Source organism: Micromonospora echinofusca (assembly GCF_900091445.1).
GTDB classification, from domain to species: domain Bacteria; phylum Actinomycetota; class Actinomycetes; order Mycobacteriales; family Micromonosporaceae; genus Micromonospora; species Micromonospora echinofusca.
This window is the reverse complement of record NZ_LT607733.1, coordinates 4,980,023-4,999,530: the sequence shown is the minus strand read 5'-3', so window position 1 is coordinate 4,999,530 and position 19,508 is coordinate 4,980,023. Positions and strand designations below refer to the sequence as shown.

Annotated in this window: 23 protein-coding genes; 10 read left to right on the top strand and 13 right to left on the bottom strand. The window is 74.8% G+C overall.

Annotated elements, in window-relative coordinates; genetic code table 11:
* Positions 1-8: 8 nt before the first annotated feature.
* Genes GA0070610_RS21315 through GA0070610_RS21305 form a run of 3 tightly spaced genes read left to right on the top strand, consistent with a single transcriptional unit; the run spans position 9 to position 2,631 of the window.
* A complete protein-coding gene (locus GA0070610_RS21315; RefSeq protein WP_089001684.1) occupies positions 9-839 on the top strand; it encodes an ABC transporter permease in 831 nt (276 codons plus the stop codon).
* On the top strand, positions 836-2,029 hold the full coding sequence (locus GA0070610_RS21310; protein WP_231925755.1) for a sensor histidine kinase: 1,194 nt from the start codon (positions 836-838) through the stop codon (positions 2,027-2,029). Before GA0070610_RS21315 ends, GA0070610_RS21310 begins: the two co-directional genes overlap by 4 nt.
* Positions 2,026-2,631 (top strand): response regulator transcription factor, encoded by a 606-nt coding sequence (locus GA0070610_RS21305; protein ID WP_089001683.1) that lies wholly within the window; start codon positions 2,026-2,028, stop codon positions 2,629-2,631. The genes GA0070610_RS21310 and GA0070610_RS21305 overlap by 4 nt, the downstream gene beginning before the upstream one ends.
* 9 nt (positions 2,632-2,640) lie before the next feature.
* Here the strand turns inward: GA0070610_RS21305 and GA0070610_RS21300 are convergent, their stop codons facing one another.
* Positions 2,641-3,609, bottom strand: coding sequence for a peptidoglycan DD-metalloendopeptidase family protein (locus GA0070610_RS21300; protein WP_089001682.1), 969 nt, complete (start codon positions 3,607-3,609; stop codon positions 2,641-2,643).
* 198 nt (positions 3,610-3,807) lie between these two features.
* On the opposite strand from GA0070610_RS21300, the gene GA0070610_RS21295 reads away from it, so the two are divergent.
* The gene (locus GA0070610_RS21295) at positions 3,808-4,533 is read left to right on the top strand and encodes a Clp protease N-terminal domain-containing protein (protein ID WP_089001681.1); all 726 of its coding nucleotides are present in this window, start codon (positions 3,808-3,810) and stop codon (positions 4,531-4,533) included.
* A 6-nt stretch (positions 4,534-4,539) separates the two neighbouring features.
* Here the strand turns inward: GA0070610_RS21295 and GA0070610_RS21290 are convergent, their stop codons facing one another.
* Entirely contained in the window at positions 4,540-5,058 is a 519-nt protein-coding gene (locus tag GA0070610_RS21290; RefSeq protein WP_089001680.1) for a hypothetical protein, read from the bottom strand.
* Positions 5,059-5,182: 124 nt separating this feature from the next.
* Positions 5,183-5,374 (bottom strand): DNA repair protein, encoded by a 192-nt coding sequence (locus GA0070610_RS21285; protein WP_089003641.1) that lies wholly within the window; start codon positions 5,372-5,374, stop codon positions 5,183-5,185.
* Positions 5,375-5,706: 332 nt separating this feature from the next.
* Between GA0070610_RS21285 and GA0070610_RS21280 the strand changes: the two genes are divergently transcribed.
* Complete coding sequence (locus GA0070610_RS21280) at positions 5,707-6,369, top strand: GNAT family N-acetyltransferase (protein ID WP_089001679.1); 663 nt, start codon at positions 5,707-5,709, stop codon at positions 6,367-6,369.
* Between the two features lie 200 nt (positions 6,370-6,569).
* On the opposite strand, the gene GA0070610_RS21275 is transcribed toward GA0070610_RS21280, so the two are convergent.
* The 3 genes from GA0070610_RS21275 to GA0070610_RS21265 are packed head-to-tail and all read right to left on the bottom strand — an operon-like array spanning position 6,570 to position 8,252.
* On the bottom strand, positions 6,570-7,268 hold the full coding sequence (locus GA0070610_RS21275; RefSeq protein ID WP_089003640.1) for a TetR family transcriptional regulator: 699 nt from the start codon (positions 7,266-7,268) through the stop codon (positions 6,570-6,572).
* Positions 7,231-7,725 (bottom strand): thiol-disulfide oxidoreductase DCC family protein, encoded by a 495-nt coding sequence (locus tag GA0070610_RS21270; RefSeq protein ID WP_089001678.1) that lies wholly within the window; start codon positions 7,723-7,725, stop codon positions 7,231-7,233. Before GA0070610_RS21270 ends, GA0070610_RS21275 begins: the two co-directional genes overlap by 38 nt.
* On the bottom strand, positions 7,722-8,252 hold the full coding sequence (locus GA0070610_RS21265; protein ID WP_089001677.1) for a hypothetical protein: 531 nt from the start codon (positions 8,250-8,252) through the stop codon (positions 7,722-7,724). Before GA0070610_RS21265 ends, GA0070610_RS21270 begins: the two co-directional genes overlap by 4 nt.
* Before the next feature lie 167 nt (positions 8,253-8,419).
* Here GA0070610_RS21265 and GA0070610_RS21260 point away from each other — a divergent pair, with 167 nt between their 5' ends.
* Positions 8,420-8,776 (top strand): STAS domain-containing protein, encoded by a 357-nt coding sequence (locus GA0070610_RS21260; protein ID WP_089001676.1) that lies wholly within the window; start codon positions 8,420-8,422, stop codon positions 8,774-8,776.
* A 6-nt stretch (positions 8,777-8,782) separates the two neighbouring features.
* Here GA0070610_RS21260 and GA0070610_RS21255 read toward each other — a convergent pair whose 3' ends face one another.
* Positions 8,783-9,985 carry a PP2C family protein-serine/threonine phosphatase gene (locus tag GA0070610_RS21255; protein ID WP_089001675.1) on the bottom strand — a complete coding sequence of 401 codons (1,203 nt, stop codon included), beginning with the start codon at positions 9,983-9,985 and terminating at the stop codon, positions 8,783-8,785.
* A 75-nt stretch (positions 9,986-10,060) separates the two neighbouring features.
* Positions 10,061-11,512, bottom strand: a complete 1,452-nt coding sequence (locus tag GA0070610_RS21250) for a glycoside hydrolase family 3 N-terminal domain-containing protein (RefSeq protein ID WP_089001674.1) — start codon at positions 11,510-11,512, stop codon at positions 10,061-10,063.
* 167 nt (positions 11,513-11,679) lie between these two features.
* Here GA0070610_RS21250 and GA0070610_RS21245 point away from each other — a divergent pair, with 167 nt between their 5' ends.
* Complete coding sequence (locus GA0070610_RS21245; protein WP_089001673.1) at positions 11,680-12,855, top strand: ROK family transcriptional regulator; 1,176 nt, start codon at positions 11,680-11,682, stop codon at positions 12,853-12,855.
* Between the two features lie 195 nt (positions 12,856-13,050).
* Here the strand turns inward: GA0070610_RS21245 and GA0070610_RS21240 are convergent, their stop codons facing one another.
* Together GA0070610_RS21240 and GA0070610_RS21235 are read right to left on the bottom strand one after the other, a co-directional pair.
* Positions 13,051-14,079 (bottom strand): ABC transporter permease subunit, encoded by a 1,029-nt coding sequence (locus GA0070610_RS21240; protein WP_089001672.1) that lies wholly within the window; start codon positions 14,077-14,079, stop codon positions 13,051-13,053.
* A complete protein-coding gene (locus GA0070610_RS21235; RefSeq protein ID WP_089001671.1) occupies positions 14,076-15,086 on the bottom strand; it encodes an ABC transporter ATP-binding protein in 1,011 nt (336 codons plus the stop codon). Before GA0070610_RS21235 ends, GA0070610_RS21240 begins: the two co-directional genes overlap by 4 nt.
* 119 nt (positions 15,087-15,205) lie before the next feature.
* On the opposite strand from GA0070610_RS21235, the gene GA0070610_RS21230 reads away from it, so the two are divergent.
* A complete protein-coding gene (locus tag GA0070610_RS21230; protein ID WP_089001670.1) occupies positions 15,206-16,012 on the top strand; it encodes an ABC transporter ATP-binding protein in 807 nt (268 codons plus the stop codon).
* A gap of 13 nt (positions 16,013-16,025) precedes the next feature.
* Complete coding sequence (locus GA0070610_RS21225) at positions 16,026-16,922, top strand: ribokinase (protein ID WP_089001669.1); 897 nt, start codon at positions 16,026-16,028, stop codon at positions 16,920-16,922.
* Between the two features lie 31 nt (positions 16,923-16,953).
* Here GA0070610_RS21225 and GA0070610_RS21220 read toward each other — a convergent pair whose 3' ends face one another.
* Both GA0070610_RS21220 and GA0070610_RS21215 read right to left on the bottom strand, forming a co-directional pair.
* Complete coding sequence (locus GA0070610_RS21220; protein ID WP_089001668.1) at positions 16,954-17,703, bottom strand: hypothetical protein; 750 nt, start codon at positions 17,701-17,703, stop codon at positions 16,954-16,956.
* 58 nt (positions 17,704-17,761) lie between these two features.
* Complete coding sequence (locus GA0070610_RS21215) at positions 17,762-18,241, bottom strand: DUF6232 family protein (RefSeq protein WP_089001667.1); 480 nt, start codon at positions 18,239-18,241, stop codon at positions 17,762-17,764.
* Between the two features lie 369 nt (positions 18,242-18,610).
* Here GA0070610_RS21215 and GA0070610_RS21210 point away from each other — a divergent pair, with 369 nt between their 5' ends.
* Positions 18,611-19,012 carry a nuclear transport factor 2 family protein gene (locus GA0070610_RS21210; protein WP_231925753.1) on the top strand — a complete coding sequence of 134 codons (402 nt, stop codon included), beginning with the start codon at positions 18,611-18,613 and terminating at the stop codon, positions 19,010-19,012.
* On the opposite strand, the gene GA0070610_RS21205 is transcribed toward GA0070610_RS21210, so the two are convergent.
* Complete coding sequence (locus GA0070610_RS21205) at positions 19,009-19,485, bottom strand: DUF6232 family protein (protein ID WP_089001665.1); 477 nt, start codon at positions 19,483-19,485, stop codon at positions 19,009-19,011. The genes GA0070610_RS21210 and GA0070610_RS21205 overlap by 4 nt on opposite strands.
* Positions 19,486-19,508: the final 23 nt, after the last annotated feature.

The window sequence follows — 19,508 nt, the reverse complement described above, 5'->3', positions numbered from 1 at the left end:
GCGGGACGATGACGACGCAGGACCCCACCACCACCGCCCCTGCCGCACGCGGGGACCGTGGCCGGAAGCCGTTCTGGCAGGTGGTCGCGATGCTGAAGATGGAGTCGCTGGCGTTGCGCCGCAACTGGACGTCGACCGTGATGTCCGTCGTGACGCCGCTGCTGATCGCCCTGCTGCTGGTCAGCGAGCACGCCGGCCAGACGGTGCCCGGCGTCCGCCGGGTCGCTAGCGTCACCACGCTGATCATGGTCTTCCTGGTGCACCACCACCTGACCACCGTGTACGCGGCGCGCCGCCAGGAGTTGGTGCTCAAGCGGCTGCGTGCCGGGCTCCCCTCGGACCGCACGATCCTGATCGGCACGGCTACCAGCACCGTCGTGATCTTCCTGGTCCAGTTCGTCCTGCTGGCCCTCTACGCCCTGCTGGTGCTCGACCTGCCGCTGCCCAGGAACCCGTTGGTCATGGCGTTGGCCCTGCTGTTCGGGTCCGCGATCATGGCGGCGTTCTCGGCCGCGCTCTCCGCGATCACCCGCACCTCCGAGGCGGCCATGCTGACCACCATGCCGACTGTGGTGATCTTCCTCGCCACGCCGGGTGCGCTGCTGCCGCTCGACGTGTTGCCGGAGTCGTTGGAGCGGGCGCTCTGGTTCCTGCCCAACGGTCCGTTCACCGAGGTCATGCGCGTCGGCTGGCTCGGCCGCACCGACGAGGGCCAGACCCTGGGTTTCGCCGGCACCATCGTCGAGACGCTGCCCTCGTTCGGGGTGCTGCTGGTTTGGCTGGTGGTGTCGGTGTTCCTGGCGGGCCGGTACTTCCGGTGGGAGCCCCGGCACGGATGATCGGGGCAGCGATCGCGTCACCCGGCCACGGGGACGTGAACATGGACCGGGCGCAGGTCGAGCGGGATCTCGGCCTGCGCCGCGCCCGCGTCGTCACCCTCACCACCGTCGGCAGCGGGGTCCTGGGGACGCTGCTGCTGGCCGCCGCCGGGCTGTCGCGGGAGGACGATCCGGGGTGGACGGCAGCCGGGGCGGTGGGCATCGTCCTGTTCGTCGTCGCGCAGGCCGGCGCGCTCTACGGTGCGATCACCCCGTGGCTGGCGGGGGCCGTGCGGCGCCGCCTGCTCGTCGTGTTCGTCGTGGCGGCCGTGGTCTCCGTACCCCTGGTGGGGCCGGTGGGGGCGCCGGAGTGGGCGACCTGGGGTTTCCTCGGCGCGTCGGTGATCGGCTCGGTACCGATGCTGTCGCGCTGGTGGGCCGCCGGCCCGGCGGCGCTGCTGACCGTGGCGGTGGCCGCCGGGGTGGCGGCCTGGAATGGGGCTCCCGTCCGCAGCCAGGTCACCATCGTGCTGGTCGCCGGCGTCTCCATGGCCGCGTGGAACGCCCTCCAGCTCTGGCTGTGGGGGCTGCTCGTCGAGGCGCAGCGGGGGCGGGCCGCCCAGGGGCGGCTCGCCGCGACCGAGGAGCGGCTGCGCTTCGCGCGCGACGTGCACGACCTGCTCGGGCACAGCCTCTCGGTCATCGCGCTCAAGGCGGAGCTGGCGTCCCGGCTGGCGGCGACGGACGCCGGGCGGGCCAGCTCGGAGGCGGCCGAGGTGCAGCGACTGGCCGCGTCGGCGCTGGTCGAGCTGCGCGAGGTGGTACACGGGTACCGTGCGGTGGACCTCGGGGACCAGATCGCCGCGGTGGAGCAGGTGCTGCGTTCCTCCGGCATCCGCTGCGCGGTCGCGTTGCCGCCGGACGACGTACCGTCGGAGATCGCCCGGCAGTTCGTCGCGGTGCTGCGGGAGGCCAGCACCAACGTGCTGCGGCACAGCCGGGCCACCTGGTGCACCATCGAGATCAGCCAGGACGAGGACGAGGTACGGATGACCATGACGAACGACGGCGCCGAGGGTGCGTCGCCTGACCGGCACAGCTTCGGGTTGCGCGGGCTGGCCGAGCGGATGGCCGAGGCGCGGGGCTCGCTGCGGCACCGGACAGACGACGGGGTGTTCCGCCTCGACGTGACGGTACGGACCCGCCCGTGATCAGGGTGCTGCTCGCCGACGACGAGGACCTGATCCGGGCGGCGCTGGCCGCCCTGCTCGGTCTGGAGTCCGACCTGGAGGTCGTGACCGAGGCGTCGGACGGGCGGACCGCGGTGACCGCCGCGCTCGCCCACCGGCCGGACGTGGCCGTGGTGGACCTCCAGATGCCGGCCCTGGACGGGCTGGAGGTGACCGCGGAGCTGGCGCGCGTCCTGCCCGCCTGCAAGGTGGTGATCCTGACCGGGCACGGCCGGCCGCCCCACCTGCAACGCGCGCTGGCCGCCGGGGCCAAGGGGTTCCTGCCCAAGGGCGCGCCCGGCGGGACGCTGGCCGACGTCATCCGCCGGGTGCACGCCGGCGGCCGGTACGTCGACCCGGCGCTGGCCGCGGACGCCCTCACCGCGCCGGAGTGCCCGCTCACGCCCCGCGAGCTGGACGTGCTGCGGCTGGCCGAGTACGACACGCCGGTGGCGGAGGTGGCGCGGCGTACCCACCTGTCGGCGGGCACCGTCCGCAACCACCTCTCCGCCGCGGTCAGCAAGCTCCGCGTGGCCAACCGCGCGGAGGCGTTCCGCACCGCCCGGGACAACGGCTGGCTCTGACGGTGCCGCTCAGATGAGCACGCTCCACGTCACCGGCCCGACGAGGCCGTCGGCGACGAGGCCGTTGCGGCTCTGGAAGGCGCGCACCGCGCTGGCGGTGACCGAGCCGAAGCCGCCGTCGACGAGGAGGCTGGCACCCCGGGCGTTGAGGGCGGTCTGTAGGCCGCGCACCAGGTCGCCGGAGTTGCCCTCGCGCAGGGGCAGGACGAGCGCGGTCCAGGTGATCGGGCCGACCATGCCGTCGGCGTAGAGGCCCCGGCTGCTCTGGAACGACCTGACCGAGGCGGTGCAGCCTGGTCCGTAGATGCCGTCCACGACGACGGAGATGCCGCGGGCCCGCACCAGGTACTGGATCACCCGGGGCACCCAGCCCGAGGCGCCCTGGCTGACGCTCGGGTAGCCGGTGCTGCCCACCGGGGCCGTCGAGCCGAGGGTGATGCCCCGGTTGGCCAGGAAGACCCGGGGGTCCAGCGAGGTCAGCCGGGGCCGGTGGATCTCGAAGTGCAGGTGCGGGCCGGTCGAGTTGCCGGTGTTGCCCATGAGGCCGATCAGCTGCCCGCAGCTGATCCGCTGGCCGGCGCTGACCAGCACCCGGTGCAGGTGGCCGTAGTAGGAGAAGTAGCTGTCGGCGTGGTTGATGTGGACGCTGTTGCCGGTGCGGCCGGCCAGCGGGCCGCTCGTCGTGTCGCCCGGGTACGAGTTGGTCTTGACGTCCCGGACGGTTCCGTCGGCGGTGGCGTAGATCGGGGTGCCCTGGCTGTTGGCCACGTCCCAGCCCAGGTGACCGGGCCGGCTGGGGCTCTTGTAGCCGGAGGTGAGTGTGCCGCGGGTCGGGTTGCTCCAGCCGGCGACGGCGGCCAGCGCGGGGCTGGGCAGACCGAGCACCCCGATGCCGGCGCCGACGCCCAGCGCCGTGAACAGGGCGCGGCGCCGGGCCGGTACGTGGAGCAGCTTGCCTGGCTCCGGTGTGTCACACATTGTTGCCTCCGATGTTCGTACCGTGCGGGAGGGCGGACGATGAGGGCCGAATCGTAAAACTTCTATATCGAGCGAGGCAATGGTGAAACTTTCCTACGCGTGGTCACCGGCCGTCATCCGTCGAGGTGGACGAGGCTCGCCGACCCTGACCGTCAACTTTTGGTTGACGATGCTCACCCGTCAACCTATGGTTGACGCATGACGGATCCAGTGCAGATGACCAACCCCGTACGCCTGGACGACCTGATCCGGGCGATCAAGAAGGCGCACACCGACGCGCTCGACCAGCTCACCGACGCAGTCATCGCGGCCGACCACCTCGGGGAGATCGCCGACCACCTGATCGGCCACTTCGTCGACCAGGCACGCCGCTCCGGCGCGTCCTGGACCGAGATCGGCCGCAGCATGGGCGTCAGCAAGCAGGCGGCGCAGAAGCGCTTCGTCCCGAAGGCCGACGAGACGCCGCTCGACCCGCAGCAGGGCTTCTCCCGGTTCACCCCCCGCGCGCGCAACGTGGTGATGGCCTCGCAGAACGAGGCCAGGGCCACCGGGCACGCCGAGATCCGCCCCGAACACCTGGTGCTGGGGCTGCTCAGCGAGCCGGAGGCCCTGGCCGCGAAGGCGATCGTCGCCCAGGGGATGCCGCTGGAGCGCGTACGCGAGGCCGCGACGGCGGCGCTGCCGCCCTCGTCCGCCGAGGTGCCCGACCTGATCCCGTACGACGCCCAGGGCAAGAAGGCGCTGGAGCTGACCTTCCGGGAGGCCCTGCGCCTCGGGCACAACTACATCGGCACCGAGCACATCCTGCTCGCGCTGCTGGAGCACGAGAACGGCGCCGGGGTCCTCAGCGGGCTCGGCGTCAGCAAGGCCGCGACCGAGGAGTGGGTGGCGGCGGCCCTGCGGGCCGTCCAGATGCGGGAATGACCCGCCTCAGGGCGCGGCGGGGAAGCCGTAGCGGGCGGCGTGTTCGGGGTCCGTCGGGTCCACCTGGCGGATCCCGGCGTCGGCGAGCCGCTTGTTGACCTCGTCGAGCCGCTCGCGCACCAGCCGGGCCTCCTCCTCGGTGACCCGGCCCCGGTGCGGCCGGCCGGCGTGCTCGATCGTGCCGTAGTCGACCCGCTCCGCGCCCTTGCGGGCCTTCGGCGGGCGGACCCGCTCGGCGGTCTTCAGCAGCTGCGCCATCGGCACGTCGGTCGCCATCGCGTCGAACTCGCTCGCGGTGAGCACCACCCGGCGCGGCTCGCCGTCGCCGTGCCGGTCGTGGATCTCGACCACCGCGACGTCCAGCGCGGCGTCGTCGATGCTCTCCACCTCGACCGGGGTGGCGTCCAGCCGCACGGGCCCCGCGACCAGGTCCGGGTGCTCCAGGACGACGACGCGGACCACCTCGTCGTCGGGCTGGATGACCGTGCCGCTGAAGTCGGAGACGTGGATCGTCTTCTTGCCCATGCGCGGAGCTTCTCCTGTCGTAGGCCGGGATGCCGGACCAGAAGAAATTACCCGACAGGTGTGCGAAAGCCGCCGGTGGACCGTCCGGGTGTGTCGCGGGACGACCGGGCCGCGCGCGGGGTGGTCAGCGGAAGTTCCGGCCGCCGCGCGACGCGGCGCCGGCGGGCTGCTTGTCGACCTCGCTCCACGGGAGCGCCTCGGGCCCGGCGCGGTGGCCCCGGTACGCCGACTGGGCCGGGAACCATCCGGTGGCCTCGGTGCATCGCCAGAGTCGCTCCGGGTCCTGGTGGTACCGGTCGTTCGGCTGATTCGGCATGACCATACCGTCCCAAACAAAGTTGTCCATGTATGAAAATGAATATGACGGCCGATCGATGCGTCTGGTTCCCGTGATCGACCCTCGTCCCATGAATCGGCGGTCATCGGTGTGTCGATACGTCTACCCGCCCGGCACGCCGTCCAATCATCGCGCGCGTCCCCGCTGCGCGGGGCGGGTTCCGTCGGTTCACGGGGCTCCGCGCCGGTCCACCCCCGACGGGTTCGCGCGCGCGCCGCCCCGCGCCCGCGTACGGTGATCGTCGGCGAGGCGGGCGGCGTCGGCGGCCCGACCTCCGGGTGACGACCGACGGCCGTGGGAGGTGACCGGCGATGCTCGACCGGCGGCTGCACCTGCACCTGGCGAGCTGGCTCGGCCAGTGGCCGGCCGGGCCCGGGCTGCACGTGGTCGGCTCGCACCGGCGGGCCCGACCGGCCTGGGACGGCCGGCTCCGGCCGGCCGTCGCGGTGGCCGCCGGCGCCAGCACCGTGCTCTCCGTCGCCCCCGACCGGGTCGCGGCGGTCCGCGAGCTGGCCCGGCGGCCGGGCGGCCCGCCGCTCGCGGCGTTGCCCGCCGCGGTCGGCCGACCCGGCTGGGCGGTGCACGACGACGTGTTCCGGTGGAGCGTGGCGCCGACCCCGCTGCCGGACGCGGGGGAGTGGACGGCCCCGACCGCCGCCGGGCTGCCGTCCTGGCTGCGCCTGTTCGACCGTCCGGTCCTGGTGGCACGCGACGCCCAGGGCCGCTACCTGTCCGGGGTCGGGATCAAGCGGCACGACGCGTACGGCCACGAGCTGGCGGTCGGCACCGTGCCGGCGGCCCGGGGGCGGGGACTGGCCCGGCGGCTGGTCGCCCAGGCGGCGCGCCGGGTGCTCGACGAGGGAGCCGTCCCGACGTACCTGCACGACCCCGCCAACACCGCCTCCGCCCGGGTGGCGACCGCTGCCGGCTTCGCCGACCGGGGCTGGCGGTCGTTCGGCGTCTATCCGCCCTGAGCGTGCCCGAGGGCGGGGCGCGGACCGTGGTTCCCGGGCCGGATCCACGGTCCGCAGTCTCCCCCAGGGCCCGCAGGTGGTGTGCGCACCCATCACGCTACGTATCGGTGGGGGCGTCGGCAAGGTGCCACTGTTGCGATCCGGGTGTCGACTAACGGACTCTGACCTGCGACTACTCGGGGGATGGCCGCGTCCGGCGGTCAGTGACGCAGCGTACGAATGAGGTCGAGCACCTGCCGGGTCACCGGGCGCAGTACGCGCAACCGCGACAGCCCCACCAGTCGGTCGACCAGCGGCACCGCGCCGTCGATGAGCTGCCGGGTGCGGGCCTGGCCGGGCGAGTGGTCGTAGACCCAGTAGAGCACCACCCCCATGTACGCCAGCCAGAGCAGCTCCGGCAGGTGCGGGCGCAACTCCGGGTCGACCCGGGCGGTGGAGCCGTCCAGCGCCTCGGCGAAGAGCCCGATCGCCGCCTCGCGCGGCCCGGAGGACTCGGCCGAGAAGGGGCTCAGCGGTGAGGTCGGCTCCGCCGCCGTCTTGAAGAAGCTGGCGGCGAAGGAGTGCGACGGGGTGAGCACGTCGATCCCGGCGTGCATCACCCCGGCCAGCCGGGCGGCGAGGTCGCTCTCGCGGGCGAGCACCGGCCCGGCCGCCGCCCGGTGCTCCGTCTGCGCGCGGGCGTAGAACTCCTGGATCAGGTGTTCCTTGGAGCCGAAGTAGTAGTAGGCGTTGCCCACCGCCACCCCGGCCTCCTGGGCGATGGCGCGCATGGTGGTCCGGGCGTAACCGCGTTCGCGGAACAGCCGCATGGCGGTGTCCAGGATGAGTTGCCGGGTCTGCTCGCCGCGCGCGGTCGCCGGCTCACCCGCAGCGGTCGTCGGCGCAGTCTGCTCGGTCATCGGGGCCACCGTATCCCGCCGGGTCGTCGGCCGGCTCCGCCCACGGCTCGCGCACCCGTTGGCGGACCGAGGAGGCGGCGGCGACCACCCGCCGGGCCAGCGGGAGCAGGTGCGGGCGGGCCAGCCGCTCCGCCGTCGCCCGGTGGTCGGCGAGCGACCAGAGGCAGGCGAACCAGGCGCCGTCGCCCGCGTACACCTCGCCGGTGTCCGCGACCACGGTGAGATCCCGCAGCGTGGCGTCGTGGTCCAGGCCGGGGAAGCGCCGCCGGGCCTCGGCCGAGCCGGCCGGCACGAACTCCAGGGGTACGAGCTGGGCGCGGGACGCCAGCCAGCGCCGCGCGGAGCGGCAGAGCGGGCAGTGCGCGTCGTAGAGGACGGTGAACCCCCGGACGCCACCGCCCCCGTGCGCGGTGGCGTCCGGGACTCCGCCCGACCCGCCCGTGGGGCGGGCGCTCATCGGGCCGGCGGTCCGCCGGCCGGCCCGGTCCCCGCCCCCGGCCCGGCGGGGTGCGGCCCGGCGGTGGGCTGCGCCCCCGTGGGGTACGGCCCCACGGGCCGGGCCCCGGCGGGCTGGGCGTCGCGCGGCGCGGGTGGCATCGGCAGCCGGCCGACCGGGGCGACGGGCGGGTGGGTGGCGTACTGGCGGAGCCGACCGCGGCGGTACCGGCCGAGCGCGAAGACGTTGAAGAAGTGCAGCGCCCCGAGCACCAGCAGCACGAGACCGATCTTGAGGGAGAGCTCCTCCATCGCCTGGGCGGTCGAGCCGACCGGGTCGGGGTGCTTCATGGCCACCGTGACGTAGCCGAGATTGAGCAGGTAGAAGCCGACGACGAGCAGGCTGTTCACGGCCTTGGCCAGCCGCTCGTCGGCGAACACCTCCTCGAGGAAGACCAACCCGTTGCGCGACAGCGCCCGGGCCACCCACACGATCAACCCGATGCTGATCGCCAGGTAGACCAGGTACATCCAGACCTTCGTGTCCATCGCGGACGCCCTTCTTGAACGTGTTCAACTCTTGCCGCCTGAGCGTAGGCGACTTCTTGAACGTGTTCAAGTAGCTCCCCGGGCCCTCGAAGCGCCCCGGCCGGGCGGGGGCCGGTATCGTCGAGGCGCGCCGGTGCCGGCGCGTCCCTTCGACGGTGAGGCGGGCCATGGACCCGGATACGCGGGACACCGAGCCGGGGCGGGTCGTCCTGCGCCCGGCCGGTGAGATCGACATGGCCAACGCCCCCGAGTTGGAGGCGACGCTCACCGAGGCGCTGCGCCGGCCCAGCGTCCGGGAGGTCGTCGTCGACCTCGCCGACGTGCGTTTCATGGACTCCAGCGGCGTACGCGTCCTGGTGCACGGCGCCGCCGTGGGCCGCGAGCGCGACGTGCCGCTGCGGGTGACCGCCCCGCAGCCGGGGGTGGCGCGGGTCCTGCGGATCACCGGGGTCGGCGCCCTGCTCGGGTTCGCCGACGCGGAGACGGGCCGGCCCGTCGCGCGCGGGTGGCGCGGGCTGGACTGACCGGGCTCAGGGCTCCGCGTTCGCCGACGCCGCTGCGGACCACTCGACGAGCATCAGCGTCGCGTCGTCCTGGTGCGTACCGCCCTGGTGCTCCGTCACCGCGTGGCTGAGCCGGCGCAGCGTCTCCGCAGCCGGCAGCCCGGAGCCGATGTGCCGTTCGGCGAGGTCGGCCAGGCGGGGCAGCCCGAACATCTCGCCCGCCGGGTCGCGCGCCTCGGTCACCCCGTCGGTGTGCAGCAGCAGCCGGTCACCGGGCTCCAACCGGGCACGGGCCACCTCGACGTCGCCGCCCGGCAGGCCCAGCGGCAGCCGACGGCCCCCGGCCAGTTCCCGCACGGCCCGGCCCCGGCGCAGCAGGACCGGCGGCGGGTGCCCCGCGTTGACGTAGCGCAGCAGCCCGCTGCCGGTGTCGAACTCGGCGAGCACCGCGGTGACGAACCGCGCGTCCTGCCACTCGGCGAGGATCGCGGCGTCCACCGCACGCGCCAGAGCCGGCAGGCCCGCGCCGGCACGCCGGGCGGCTCGCAGCGCCGCCAGCGCCACCGAGGTGGTCAGCACCGCCGGCAGGCCGTGCCCGACGCCGTCGAGGATCGCCAGGGTCAGGACCCCGCCGTGCACCGCGTAGTCGAAGGCGTCCCCGCCGACCTCGTAGCAGGGTTCCAGCAGGGCGCTGACGACCGCCTCCCCGGTGGCGAAGGTCAGCGGCGGGAGCAGGTGCCACAGCAGCTCGGCGGAGACCGCCATCGGCCGGCTGCGCCGCGCCCGGTGCAGGACGTCGCCGTAGTCCCGCTTGCTGGTGACCAGGTGACCGACCAGTCCGGAGACGAGCCGGCAGCCGTCGCGCAGCGCCTCGTCGGCGAGGTCGGCGTCGGGCGGCGGGAACACCTCCATCAGCCCCAGCCGGTCGGTGCCGTTGACGATCGGCACCCACAGCCGGGGCGGCGGCCCGGGGCTCGCGTGCACCTCGACCTGCGTGAAGGCGCGGCCGGCGAGGCTCGTGTCGATCGGCAGCACCGCCGGCGCCGGCCGCTGCGAATCGGGCAGTGGGCGCAGGTCGCGCTGCTCGGCGTCGACCAGGTAGACGGTCGCCGCCGCGCCCAGCGGCCGGAGCGCGGCGTCGACCGTGGCCGCGAGTTCGTCCGGCGGCAACCGGTGGGACCGGGACACGAGGTCGGCCAGGGCCCGGTGCCAGGGATCGGTGGCGGTCATGCCGTCGCATACCCCGACCGGGCCCGGTCGAAGCCGATCGGGCCAGCTCGGGGTATGCGACGGCGGGCGCCGGCGTCAGCCGGCCAGGCCGAGCACCTCGGCGGCCGCGCGGCCGCAGGCGTGGCTCGCGCCGTACGTGGTGACGAACGCCCGCACGCCGGCCGGGCGCCACCGGGAGGGCCAGCCCATCTCGACCACGGTCACCGGGTGCTCGGCGGCCAGCGCGGTCACCAGGTCCGCGCCGCCCGGCAACCGGTGGAGGTGGCGGCCGACCAGCACGATCGGCCGGTCCCCGGCGAGCTGGCGCAGGGCGGCCGGCCCGGTCTCGGTGGCGACCACCCGCAGCTCCTCCGCGCCGTCCAGGTGCGGCCCGAGGCCCCACGGCACCCGTCCCTCGGCGATGGTCGACGTGGCGTGCAGCTGGACGACCAGCGGGCGGTCCAGGCCGGTCAGCTCGCCCTCCACGCGGACGGCGCGGCGCGCCGCCGCGTACCCGAGTCCGTCGGGGGCGGTCGACGTCGCGCCGGCGGCCCGGGTCCAGGCGGCGAGCGCGGCGGCGCGGCCGGCCGCCTCCTCCACCCGCGCCCGGTCCAGGCGGCCGTCGCCGAGCGCGCCGACGATCTCCGCGACCACCCGTTCGACCAGCTCGGCGTCGACCTGGGCGCCGATGCACAGCAGGTCGGCGCCGGCGGCGAGGGCCCGGACGGCGGCCGGGCCGACCCCGCCGGCCGCCACCGCGGCGCCCTTCATCTCCAGCGCGTCGGTGATGACCGTGCCGGTGAAGCCGTACTCGCCGCGCAGCAGGTCCACCAGGACCGCCCGGCTGAACGTGGCGGGGCCGTCGCCGGTCAGCGCCGGCACCCGGATGTGCGCGGTCATCACGGCCCGCGCGCCGGCCTCGACGACCGCGGCGAACGGCGGCAGGTCGCGCCAGCGCAGCACGTCGAGCGGCACGTCCACGGTGGGCAGCTCGTGGTGGGAGTCGGCGACCGTCGCGCCGTGCCCCGGGAAGTGCTTGGCGCAGGCGGCGACCCCGGCGGCCTGGAGCCCGGTCACGGCGGCGGCGGAGTGCGCGGCGACCCGGGCCGGGTCGGCGCCGAACGAGCGGGTGCCGATGACCGGGTTCTCGTCGGCGGTGTTCACGTCCACGGTGGGCGCGAGGTTGACGGTGACGCCCAGGGCGGCCAGCTCCGCGCCGATGGCCTCGTAGACCCGTCGGGTCAGCGCCACCTCGTCGATCGCGCCGAGCGCCGCGTTGCCCGGGTACGGGCTGCCGGTGGCGTGCGCCAGCCGGGTGACGTCACCGCCCTCCTCGTCGATCGCGATCAGCACGTCCGGGCGGCCGGCCCGCAGGGCGGCGGTGCTCGCCGCCACCTGCGCCGGGTCGTGGACGTTGGTGCCGAACAGGGTGTGCCCCGCGAGCCCCTCGGCGACCAGGTCGACCGCCCAGCCCGGGGGAACCGGCCCCGGGTACGCGGCGAGCAGCGTGCCGAGCGCGAGCCGGCGCAGTCCTGGATCCAGCCCCACGTGATCTTCCCCTTTCGTCCCCGCGGTACGAAGGTCCGTACCGGCGGGGGTCGGTGACGTACCGGGTCGGCCGAGCGCCCCGCTCCCGGGCGGCCGATACGCTATCGGCTACCCGCTCGCAGGTCGGTTTACAGTTAGCAAGGTTTATCAAAACTAGAGGACGTGGCATGAGTGCGACCCGGCTGCCCGGCACCCCCCGCCTGTTGCGGGCGCTCAACGACCGCGCGGCGTTGGAGCTGCTGCTGGAGCGGGGGCCGCTGACCCGGGCCCGCCTGGGCGAGCTGACCGGGTTGTCCAAGGTCACCGCCTCGCAGCTCGTCGAGCGGCTGGAGGAGCGGGGGCTGGTCACCCGCGTCGGCGAGCAGGCCGGCGGGCGGGGGCCGAACGCCCAGCTCTACGCCGTGCGGCCGGGCAGCGCGCACGTGGTCGGGGTGGACGTGGGCGCCGACCGGGTGGTCGCGGCCTGCGCGGACATCACCGGGGCCGTGATCGGCCGCGTCGAGCAGTCGACCCAGGACACCGACGACCCCGTGGGGGTCGTGCACAACGCGGTGGTCCAGGCCGCGAGCAGCGCCGGGGCGAAGCTGTCGAGCGTACGGCGGATCGTGCTGGGCACCCCGGGCCTCGTCGACCCCGGCACCGGGGACATCACGTTCGCCTTCAACCTGCCCCGCTGGCACACCGGTCTGCTCGCGGCGCTCCGGGACGACCTGCACACCCCGGTGGTCTTCGAGAACGACGTGAACCTGGCCGCCGTCGCCGAGGCGCAGTCGGGCGCGGCCCAGGGGCTGACGGACTTCGTCCTGGTCTGGGTCGGTGCCGGTGTCGGCCTGGCGATCGTGTTGGGCAACCGGCTGCACCACGGCAGCAGCGGCGCGGCCGGCGAGATCGGCTACCTGCCGGTGCCCGGCGCGCCCATCCCGCGTGACGTCTCCCGCCGGGCGAAGCCGGCGTTCCAGCAGCTGATCGGCGGGGACGCGGTCCGCGAGCTGGCCCGCGCCCACGGCTACCCGGACGACAGCGCCGCCGCCGCGGTGCGGGCGGCGGTGGCCGACGGCACGGCCGGCGGTCCGATGCTCGACGAGGTGGCCCGCCGGCTGGCGCTGGGCGTGGCGAGCACCTGCGTGGTGCTGGACCCCCCGCTGGTGGTGCTCGCCGGCGAGGTCGGCCAGGCCGGCGGGGCGGCGTTGGCCGAGCGGGTGCAGCACGAGGTCGCGGCGATCACGCTGGTCCGCCCCCGGGTGGTGCCCACCGGGCTGACCGAGGAGCCGATCCTGCGGGGTGCGCTGCGTACCGCCCTGGACGCCGTCCGCGACGAGGTCTTCGGCTCGACCGTCGGCTGACCGGGACCGGCCGCCCGTCGGCGCGGGCCGCGCGCCGCCGGCCGCCGACCGGGTTCGGCGGGTGCGGCGGCGGGCGGGCGACATGTGAAGGAATATTTCATCGCGGGCGGGCATGCTGCAAGGTCTTGCCGCGTCCGCGCGGCTCCCGCCCCGTGCCCCGCGCCCCGTGCCCGCGACGTCGCCGGCGGCCGGGCGTCACATCAGGTCGCGGCGGCGGAACGCCACGAAGGCGGTGGCAGTCAGGGCAGCGGTCAGCCCGAGCAGCAGGACCAGCGACGACTGCCAGGTGATCACGTAGAGGCCGGTGCAGGAATTGGAGACCCCGTTGTCGCACGCCTGGTGGTCCCAGAACTCGATCCGGCCGTTGAGCAGGGCGGCCACGTGGCTGGAGAGCATGTACCGGTCCACCTTGACGACGTCCAGGATCTCCATCACCAGCCGGGCGCCCAGCTCCCACACCACCACGTAGCCGGCGACCACGCCGAGCGCCGCCGAGGTGTGCCGCCCCAGGGTCGCCACGGCGAACCCGACGACGGTGAGCAGCAGCACCAGCAGCATGCCGCGCCCCCAGGTCTCGCCCAGCGAGCCCCAGAACTCCCCGTCGAGCCGCCCTGGCCGCCCGGCGAACCGACCGATGAGCCAGAACGTCCCGAGGTACGCCGCCGAGGCCAGCACCGACAGCAGCGCCGTCCCGCCGAGCAGCGTGCCCAGCTTGGCGCCGAGCACCGTCATCCGCCGGGGGCGCCACAGCAGCAGGTTGACCACGCCCCCCGAGTTCAGGTCTGCGCCGATGTAGGAGGCGCCGACCAGGAACCCGAAGAGCGCGAGGAAGGCGATGAGGAAGTAGAGCAGCGGGCCGGCCTGCTCGGCGAAGGTGAACACCCCGGCGAGGAAGTCGGCCGCCACGGGCGCCCGCTCCATCAGGGCCGGGTCGACCTCGCTGCAGTCGGCGGGGAAGTACTCCGGCTCCTCCTGCTCGTCCATGTCGTCCGCGGTCGCGAGCCCGCGACGCTGCTCCAGGCAGCGCTGGTAGGCGTGCTCCAGTTCGCTGCGCGCCGCGGCGGCGCCACGCTGGGCCTCGAAGATCTCCTCGGCGCTGGGCCGGTGGGAGTTGGCCAGGGTGGTCGCCGCCGTGACGCCGAACGCGAGCACCAGCAGCACGAGCATGAGCTGCACGAAGCGCCGGGCGCCGAGACGCTCCAGCTCGGCACGGACCAGGTTCACGCGTCCACTCCCCGTACGTCGAGGTCGATCACCGGTTCCCGGGACCCGCTCTCGGGCAGCACCGAGTCGTCCACCTGCCGGGGCAGCGCCGGGTGCGCCGCCGTGCCGGTCAGTTCGAGGAAGGCGCTCTCCAGGTCGGGCCGCAGCGGCGTCAGCTCGCGTACCCAGAGGCCCGCCTCGCCGAGGGTGCGGCTGACCTCGGTGGCGTCGTCCACGTCGCCCACCACCAGGTGGTCGTCGTGCCCGGTCGCCGCCAGCCCGGCCGCCGTCAGCAGCTCCACGGCCCGCTGTGGATCGTCCACCCGTACCAGCAACTCGTGCCGGTCGAAGCCGGCCAGCACCTCGTCGACTCGCCCGGCGGCCACCCGCCGGCCCCGCGAGATGATCGTCACGTGGTCGCAGATCAACTGGATCTCGGCGAGGATGTGGCTGGAGACCAGCACGGTCACGCCGGCCTCCGCCAGCGAACGCATCAGGTCCCGCATCTCCCGGATGCCGGCCGGGTCCAGCCCGTTCGCCGGCTCGTCGAGGATCAGCAGCTCCGGGTCCTTGAGCAGGGCGGACGCCACCGCCAACCGCTGCTTCATGCCCAGCGAGTAGCCCTTCACCCGCTCGTCGCCCCGGTCCCGCAGACCCACCCGCTCCAGCACCTCGTCGACCCGGGCGACCGGCACGCCGCCGGCCCGGGCGAGCAGGCGCAGGGTGCGGTGGCCGGTGAAGTTGCCGAAGAACTGCGGGCTCTCCACGATGGCCCCGACCCGCCCGGCCACCAGGGGCAGCCCGCCCGGCGAGGGGACGCCCAGCACCGTCATCCGGCCCGCGTCGGCGCGCACCAGCCCGAGCAGGGCGCGCAGCGTGGTGGTCTTGCCCGACCCGTTGGGGCCCAGGAAACCGTGGATCTCGCCGGCCTCCACCAGCAGGTCGAAGCCGTCGACCGCCACCCGGCGGCCCTGCCGCACGCTGTGGAAGGTCTTGCGCAGACCCTCGATCTCGATGACCGCGCTCATCGGCGCGGCTCCCCGCTGCGACCGGGCATGGACCGTCCTCCGGTTGTGGTGACCAACGACACGGCGCCCCACCCTATGGCCGGGACGCCGCCCGTGGGGGGAGCCCCGGCGTTGCGTGGTTGGATGGGCGGGTGACTGGGGACGAGGATCTGGTGGTCAGCCTCGACGGCGTCGGCGTACGCCGGGCTGGCACCGCACTGCTGCACGACGTCGACTGGCGGGTCGAGCTGGACGAGCGCTGGGTGGTGCTCGGGCCGAACGGCGCCGGGAAGACGACCCTGCTCAACCTCGCCGCCGGGCGGCTGCACCCCACCACCGGCACCGCCCACGTGCTCGGCGAGCGGATCGGCCGCACCGACGTCAACGAGCTGCGGACCCGCATCGGGCTCTCCACCGCCGCCCTCGCCGAGCGGGTGCCCGCCGACGAGCGGGTCAGCGACGTCGTCGTCACAGCCGCCTGGTCGGTGCTCGGGCGCTGGCGGGAGAGCTACGACAGCAGCGACGAGGCCCGCGCCCGCGCCCTGCTGGGCCAGCTCGGCATCGGCGGCCTCGCCGAGCGCACCTACGGCACCCTCTCCGAGGGCGAGCGCAAGCGGGTGCAGATCGCCCGCGCGCTGATGACGGACCCGGAGCTGCTGCTGCTCGACGAGCCCGCCGCCGGGCTCGACCTGGGCGGGCGGGAGGACCTGGTCGCCCGGCTGGCCGAGCTGGCGTACGACCCGGACGCCCCGGCGCTGGTGCTGGTGACCCACCACGTGGAGGAGATCCCGCCCGGCTTCACCCACGCGCTGCTGCTGCGCGAGGGCGGCGTGGTGGCGCAGGGGCTCCTCGACGACACGCTGACCGGGGACAACCTCTCCAAGACGTTCGGGCTGCCGCTGGTCGTCCAGCGCTCCGGCGACCGGTTCACCGCCCGCGCGGCCTGACGGGGAGGTGGCGATGCGGCAGACCCGGGTCGTCGTGGTGGGCAGCGCCAACATGGACCTGGTGGGCACCGCCCCCGCGCTGCCCCGGCCGGGGGAGACCCTGCTCGGCACCGACTTCGTCATGGTGCCCGGCGGCAAGGGCGCCAACCAGGCCGTCGCTGCGGCCAAGGCCGGCGCCTCCTGCGCCTTCCTCGGGGCGATCGGTTCCGACTCGTTCGGCGTCACCCTGCGGGCGCGGATCACCGCCGCCGGGGTCGACACCGGGCAGCTGCGCACGACGTACGGCACGTCGGGGGTGGCGTTGGTGATGGTCAACGCCGAGGGCGAGAACGCGATCCTGGTCAGCCCGGGCGCCAACGCCTCGATGACCGGCCTGACCGAGCCCGAGTTGACCGCCGTACGCGGGGCGGACGTGCTGCTCGCGCAGCTGGAGATCCCGGTCGCGACGGTGACCGAGGCGGCCCTTGCCGCCCGGGCGGCCGGCACCCGGGTGGTGCTCAACGCCGCCCCGGCCGTGCCGGTGCCGCCGGAGCTGCTGGCGGCCACCGACCTGCTCGTGGTCAACGAGACCGAGGCGCAGGCGCTCACCGGGCGCGGCCGGGACGAGCCGTCGGCCCTGCTCGACCTGGCGCCCCGGGCGGTGCTCACCCTCGGCGCGCAGGGCGCGTGGTACGGCGACCGGGCCGGCACCGCCGTGCACGTGCCGGGGGTCAAGGTGGACACCGTGGACTCCACGGCCGCCGGGGACGCCTTCACCGCCGCGCTCGCGGTGGCCTGGGGCGAGGGCCGGGACGTGGTCGACGCGGTGCGCTGGGCGGCGGCGGCCGGGGCGGCCTGCGCCCGCCGGCTCGGCGCCTCCGTGGCGCTGCCCAGCCGGGCGGAGATCGACGAGCTGTACGTCCCCGCCTGAGCCGCCCGGCCACGGGCCGTACGTCCTTCGGTCAGGCCTCGGCGTCGTCGGTGAGCTTCTCGCCCCGGCGGCGGAGCATGCCGAGCCCGGGGATGCCGGCGACGGCGAGCTTCAGGTCGCGGGTGACGTCGAGCAGGTCGTGCAGGTCGGGACCGACCCGGTCCAGGGTGGCGAGGATCGGCAGGACGTCCGCCGTCAGGTGCCGCTTGAGCTTCGGCAACTCGTCGACGAGCCGGATCGCGGCGGTCACCTCCTCGTGGCTGAGCTGCTCGACGAAGTGGTTCGCCATCGGGGCGCCCCGGCGCAGCGCCGGCTCGTACGCCGTCATCAGCTCGGCGGCGGTGGCCGCCGCCTCGGCCGCGGTGCCCACGGTGCCGGCGGCCCGGCCGGCCACGGCGCCGGCCTCGGCGACCACCGCGCCGGCCGCGCGGGACACCTTCTCCGCCTCGCCGACCACGACGGCCGCGGCGGCGGCCACCTCGGTTGCCGTGTCGATCGCGGCGGTCGCGGCGGCGCTGACGACGGCCACCTCCCGCACCGCCCCCTCGGCGTCGGTGAGCACCCGGTCGGTGCGGTCGAGGGTCTGCTCGATCCGGTCCACCACGCCGTCGATCCGGCCCACCACGCCGTCGACCCGCTTCAGCAGGGCCTCCACCGAGTCCAGCACGGCGAACGCACGGGCGGGCACGGCGGCGAACGAGGCGGCCGAGCCGAGGGCCTGGTCGAGGGCGGAGCGGGTCAGGCCGACGACCGCGCCGGGCCGGGGGAGGGGAATCACCATGGCACCAAGTGTGCGTCGTCCGCGCCCGGACCGCCGGACGGGCCGCCGGGCCGGGAGGTCAGGAGTCCGTGTGCTGCTCCACCGCGCGCTGCACCGCCCGGTAGATCTGCCCGAACCGCAGCGCGTCGGGGGTACGCAGCAGCAGCATCTCCCGCCCGTGGTGCTGGACCCAGAGCTCGTGCACCTTGCTGCCCCGCTCGTAGGAGCGGTCGAGCCAGCCGAGCGGGATCTCCAGGAAGGGGGTCAGGGCCAGCGCGCCGACCGCGCACGCGGCGAGGATGATCAGCGCCAGCTGCCACTCGCCCCGGTCCTGCGCCGACCAGGCCAGCGACAGCACGCAGACCACCGCGACCAGCGGGGGCAGCGAGAGGAGCAGGACCAGGACGCCGCGGCCCAGCACGCGCCCCCGTACCGCCAGCGTCTTCGGCCCCTGCGCGTGCCAGACGTACGTCACGTCGGCGATCGCCACGGCGTGGCCGCCCATCCGGATCGACTCCGAGGTCACCTGCACCGCGTCGTCCCGGTAATAGATGGTCATCACTAAGCCTAACCGCTGGCGGGCAACCGCCGCCGGTCCCGGCCGGGGCGGGTGTCGGCTTCGGGGAAGCGGCGGGCGGCAGCCGGAGGAACCGGGATGCGAGGTCTGGTGAGGCCAGGGCCCGGAGCGCGGAGTGGCCGTGTCCGCGCTGTCGAGCTGCCCCGTCGATGAGACCGATCGTCACCGCCGGGTGCCGCCGCGCCACCGGGAGTCCGGGACGGCCGCCCTGCCCCGTCCATGGGGGCAGCTCGACAGCGCGAGCGAGGCGACTGCGCCCACAGGCGCGGCGCCGGGCGAGACGGTTCGGGCGGTGCCGGGTCCGGCGGTTCGGGGCAGCGCGGGACGGGCGGGATGGCTAGCGTGACCGTCATGACGGAGCAGGTGCGCAACGTCGAGGTGGTCCGCCGCTACCTGCGGACCTTCGTCACCAAGGACCTGGCGGAGTTGCGCGCGGTGGTCGACGAGGACGTGCTGATCTACGGCTCCGGGGCCGGGGTCCGGGGACGGCACCACGTCGAGGGGGCCGTCGCCTCGCCGGGGCTGACCGTGCTCGACCAGGAGATCGTCGAGATCTTCGCCGCCGGCGACCGCGTCGTGGTGTCGCTGGCGCAGACCTACCGGCGGGACGCGACCGGCGCGACGGCGGTGCAGAGCGCGTGCAAGATGTACCGGTTGGACGGTGGCCGGATCGTGCAGTTCTGGGGCGAGCAGGACCTGTTCGGACTGCTGCGCGGCCTGGGCATGCTGCCGGACGGGCCGATCGGGTTCTAGCGGCGGCGGGGCGACACCGGCTGCCCCGCCTCGACCGCCCGCTGCACCGCCCGGTAGATCTGGCCGAAGCGCAGCGCGTCGCGGGTGCACAGCAGCCGCACCGGCTGGCCGCGCCAGCGGGCCCAGATCTCCAACTGCCGGCTGCCCCGCGCGTAGGAGCGGTCGAGGTGCTCGAAGAGGAAGTCCGCGACGGGGCCGACCGCGAGCCCGACCAGCACCGAGGCGCCGACGACGGCGATGGTGACGGTCAGGGAGCGGTCCAGCCAGAGCGCGAGGGCGATGCCGAGGGCGGCGGCGACCAGGGGGCCGGCGAGCGCCGCGCCGATCGCGCCGCGTCCGGCGAGCACCCGCCAGGACCGGCTGCCACGCCGATGCCACACCATGCTGATCTCGGCCAGCCGGAAGGTCCGGCCGTCCACCCGGACGGCGGTCGAGGTGACCTGCACGGACCTGTCGTCGTAGTACGTGATCATGGCGGTACTCCCGGTGGCGGGCC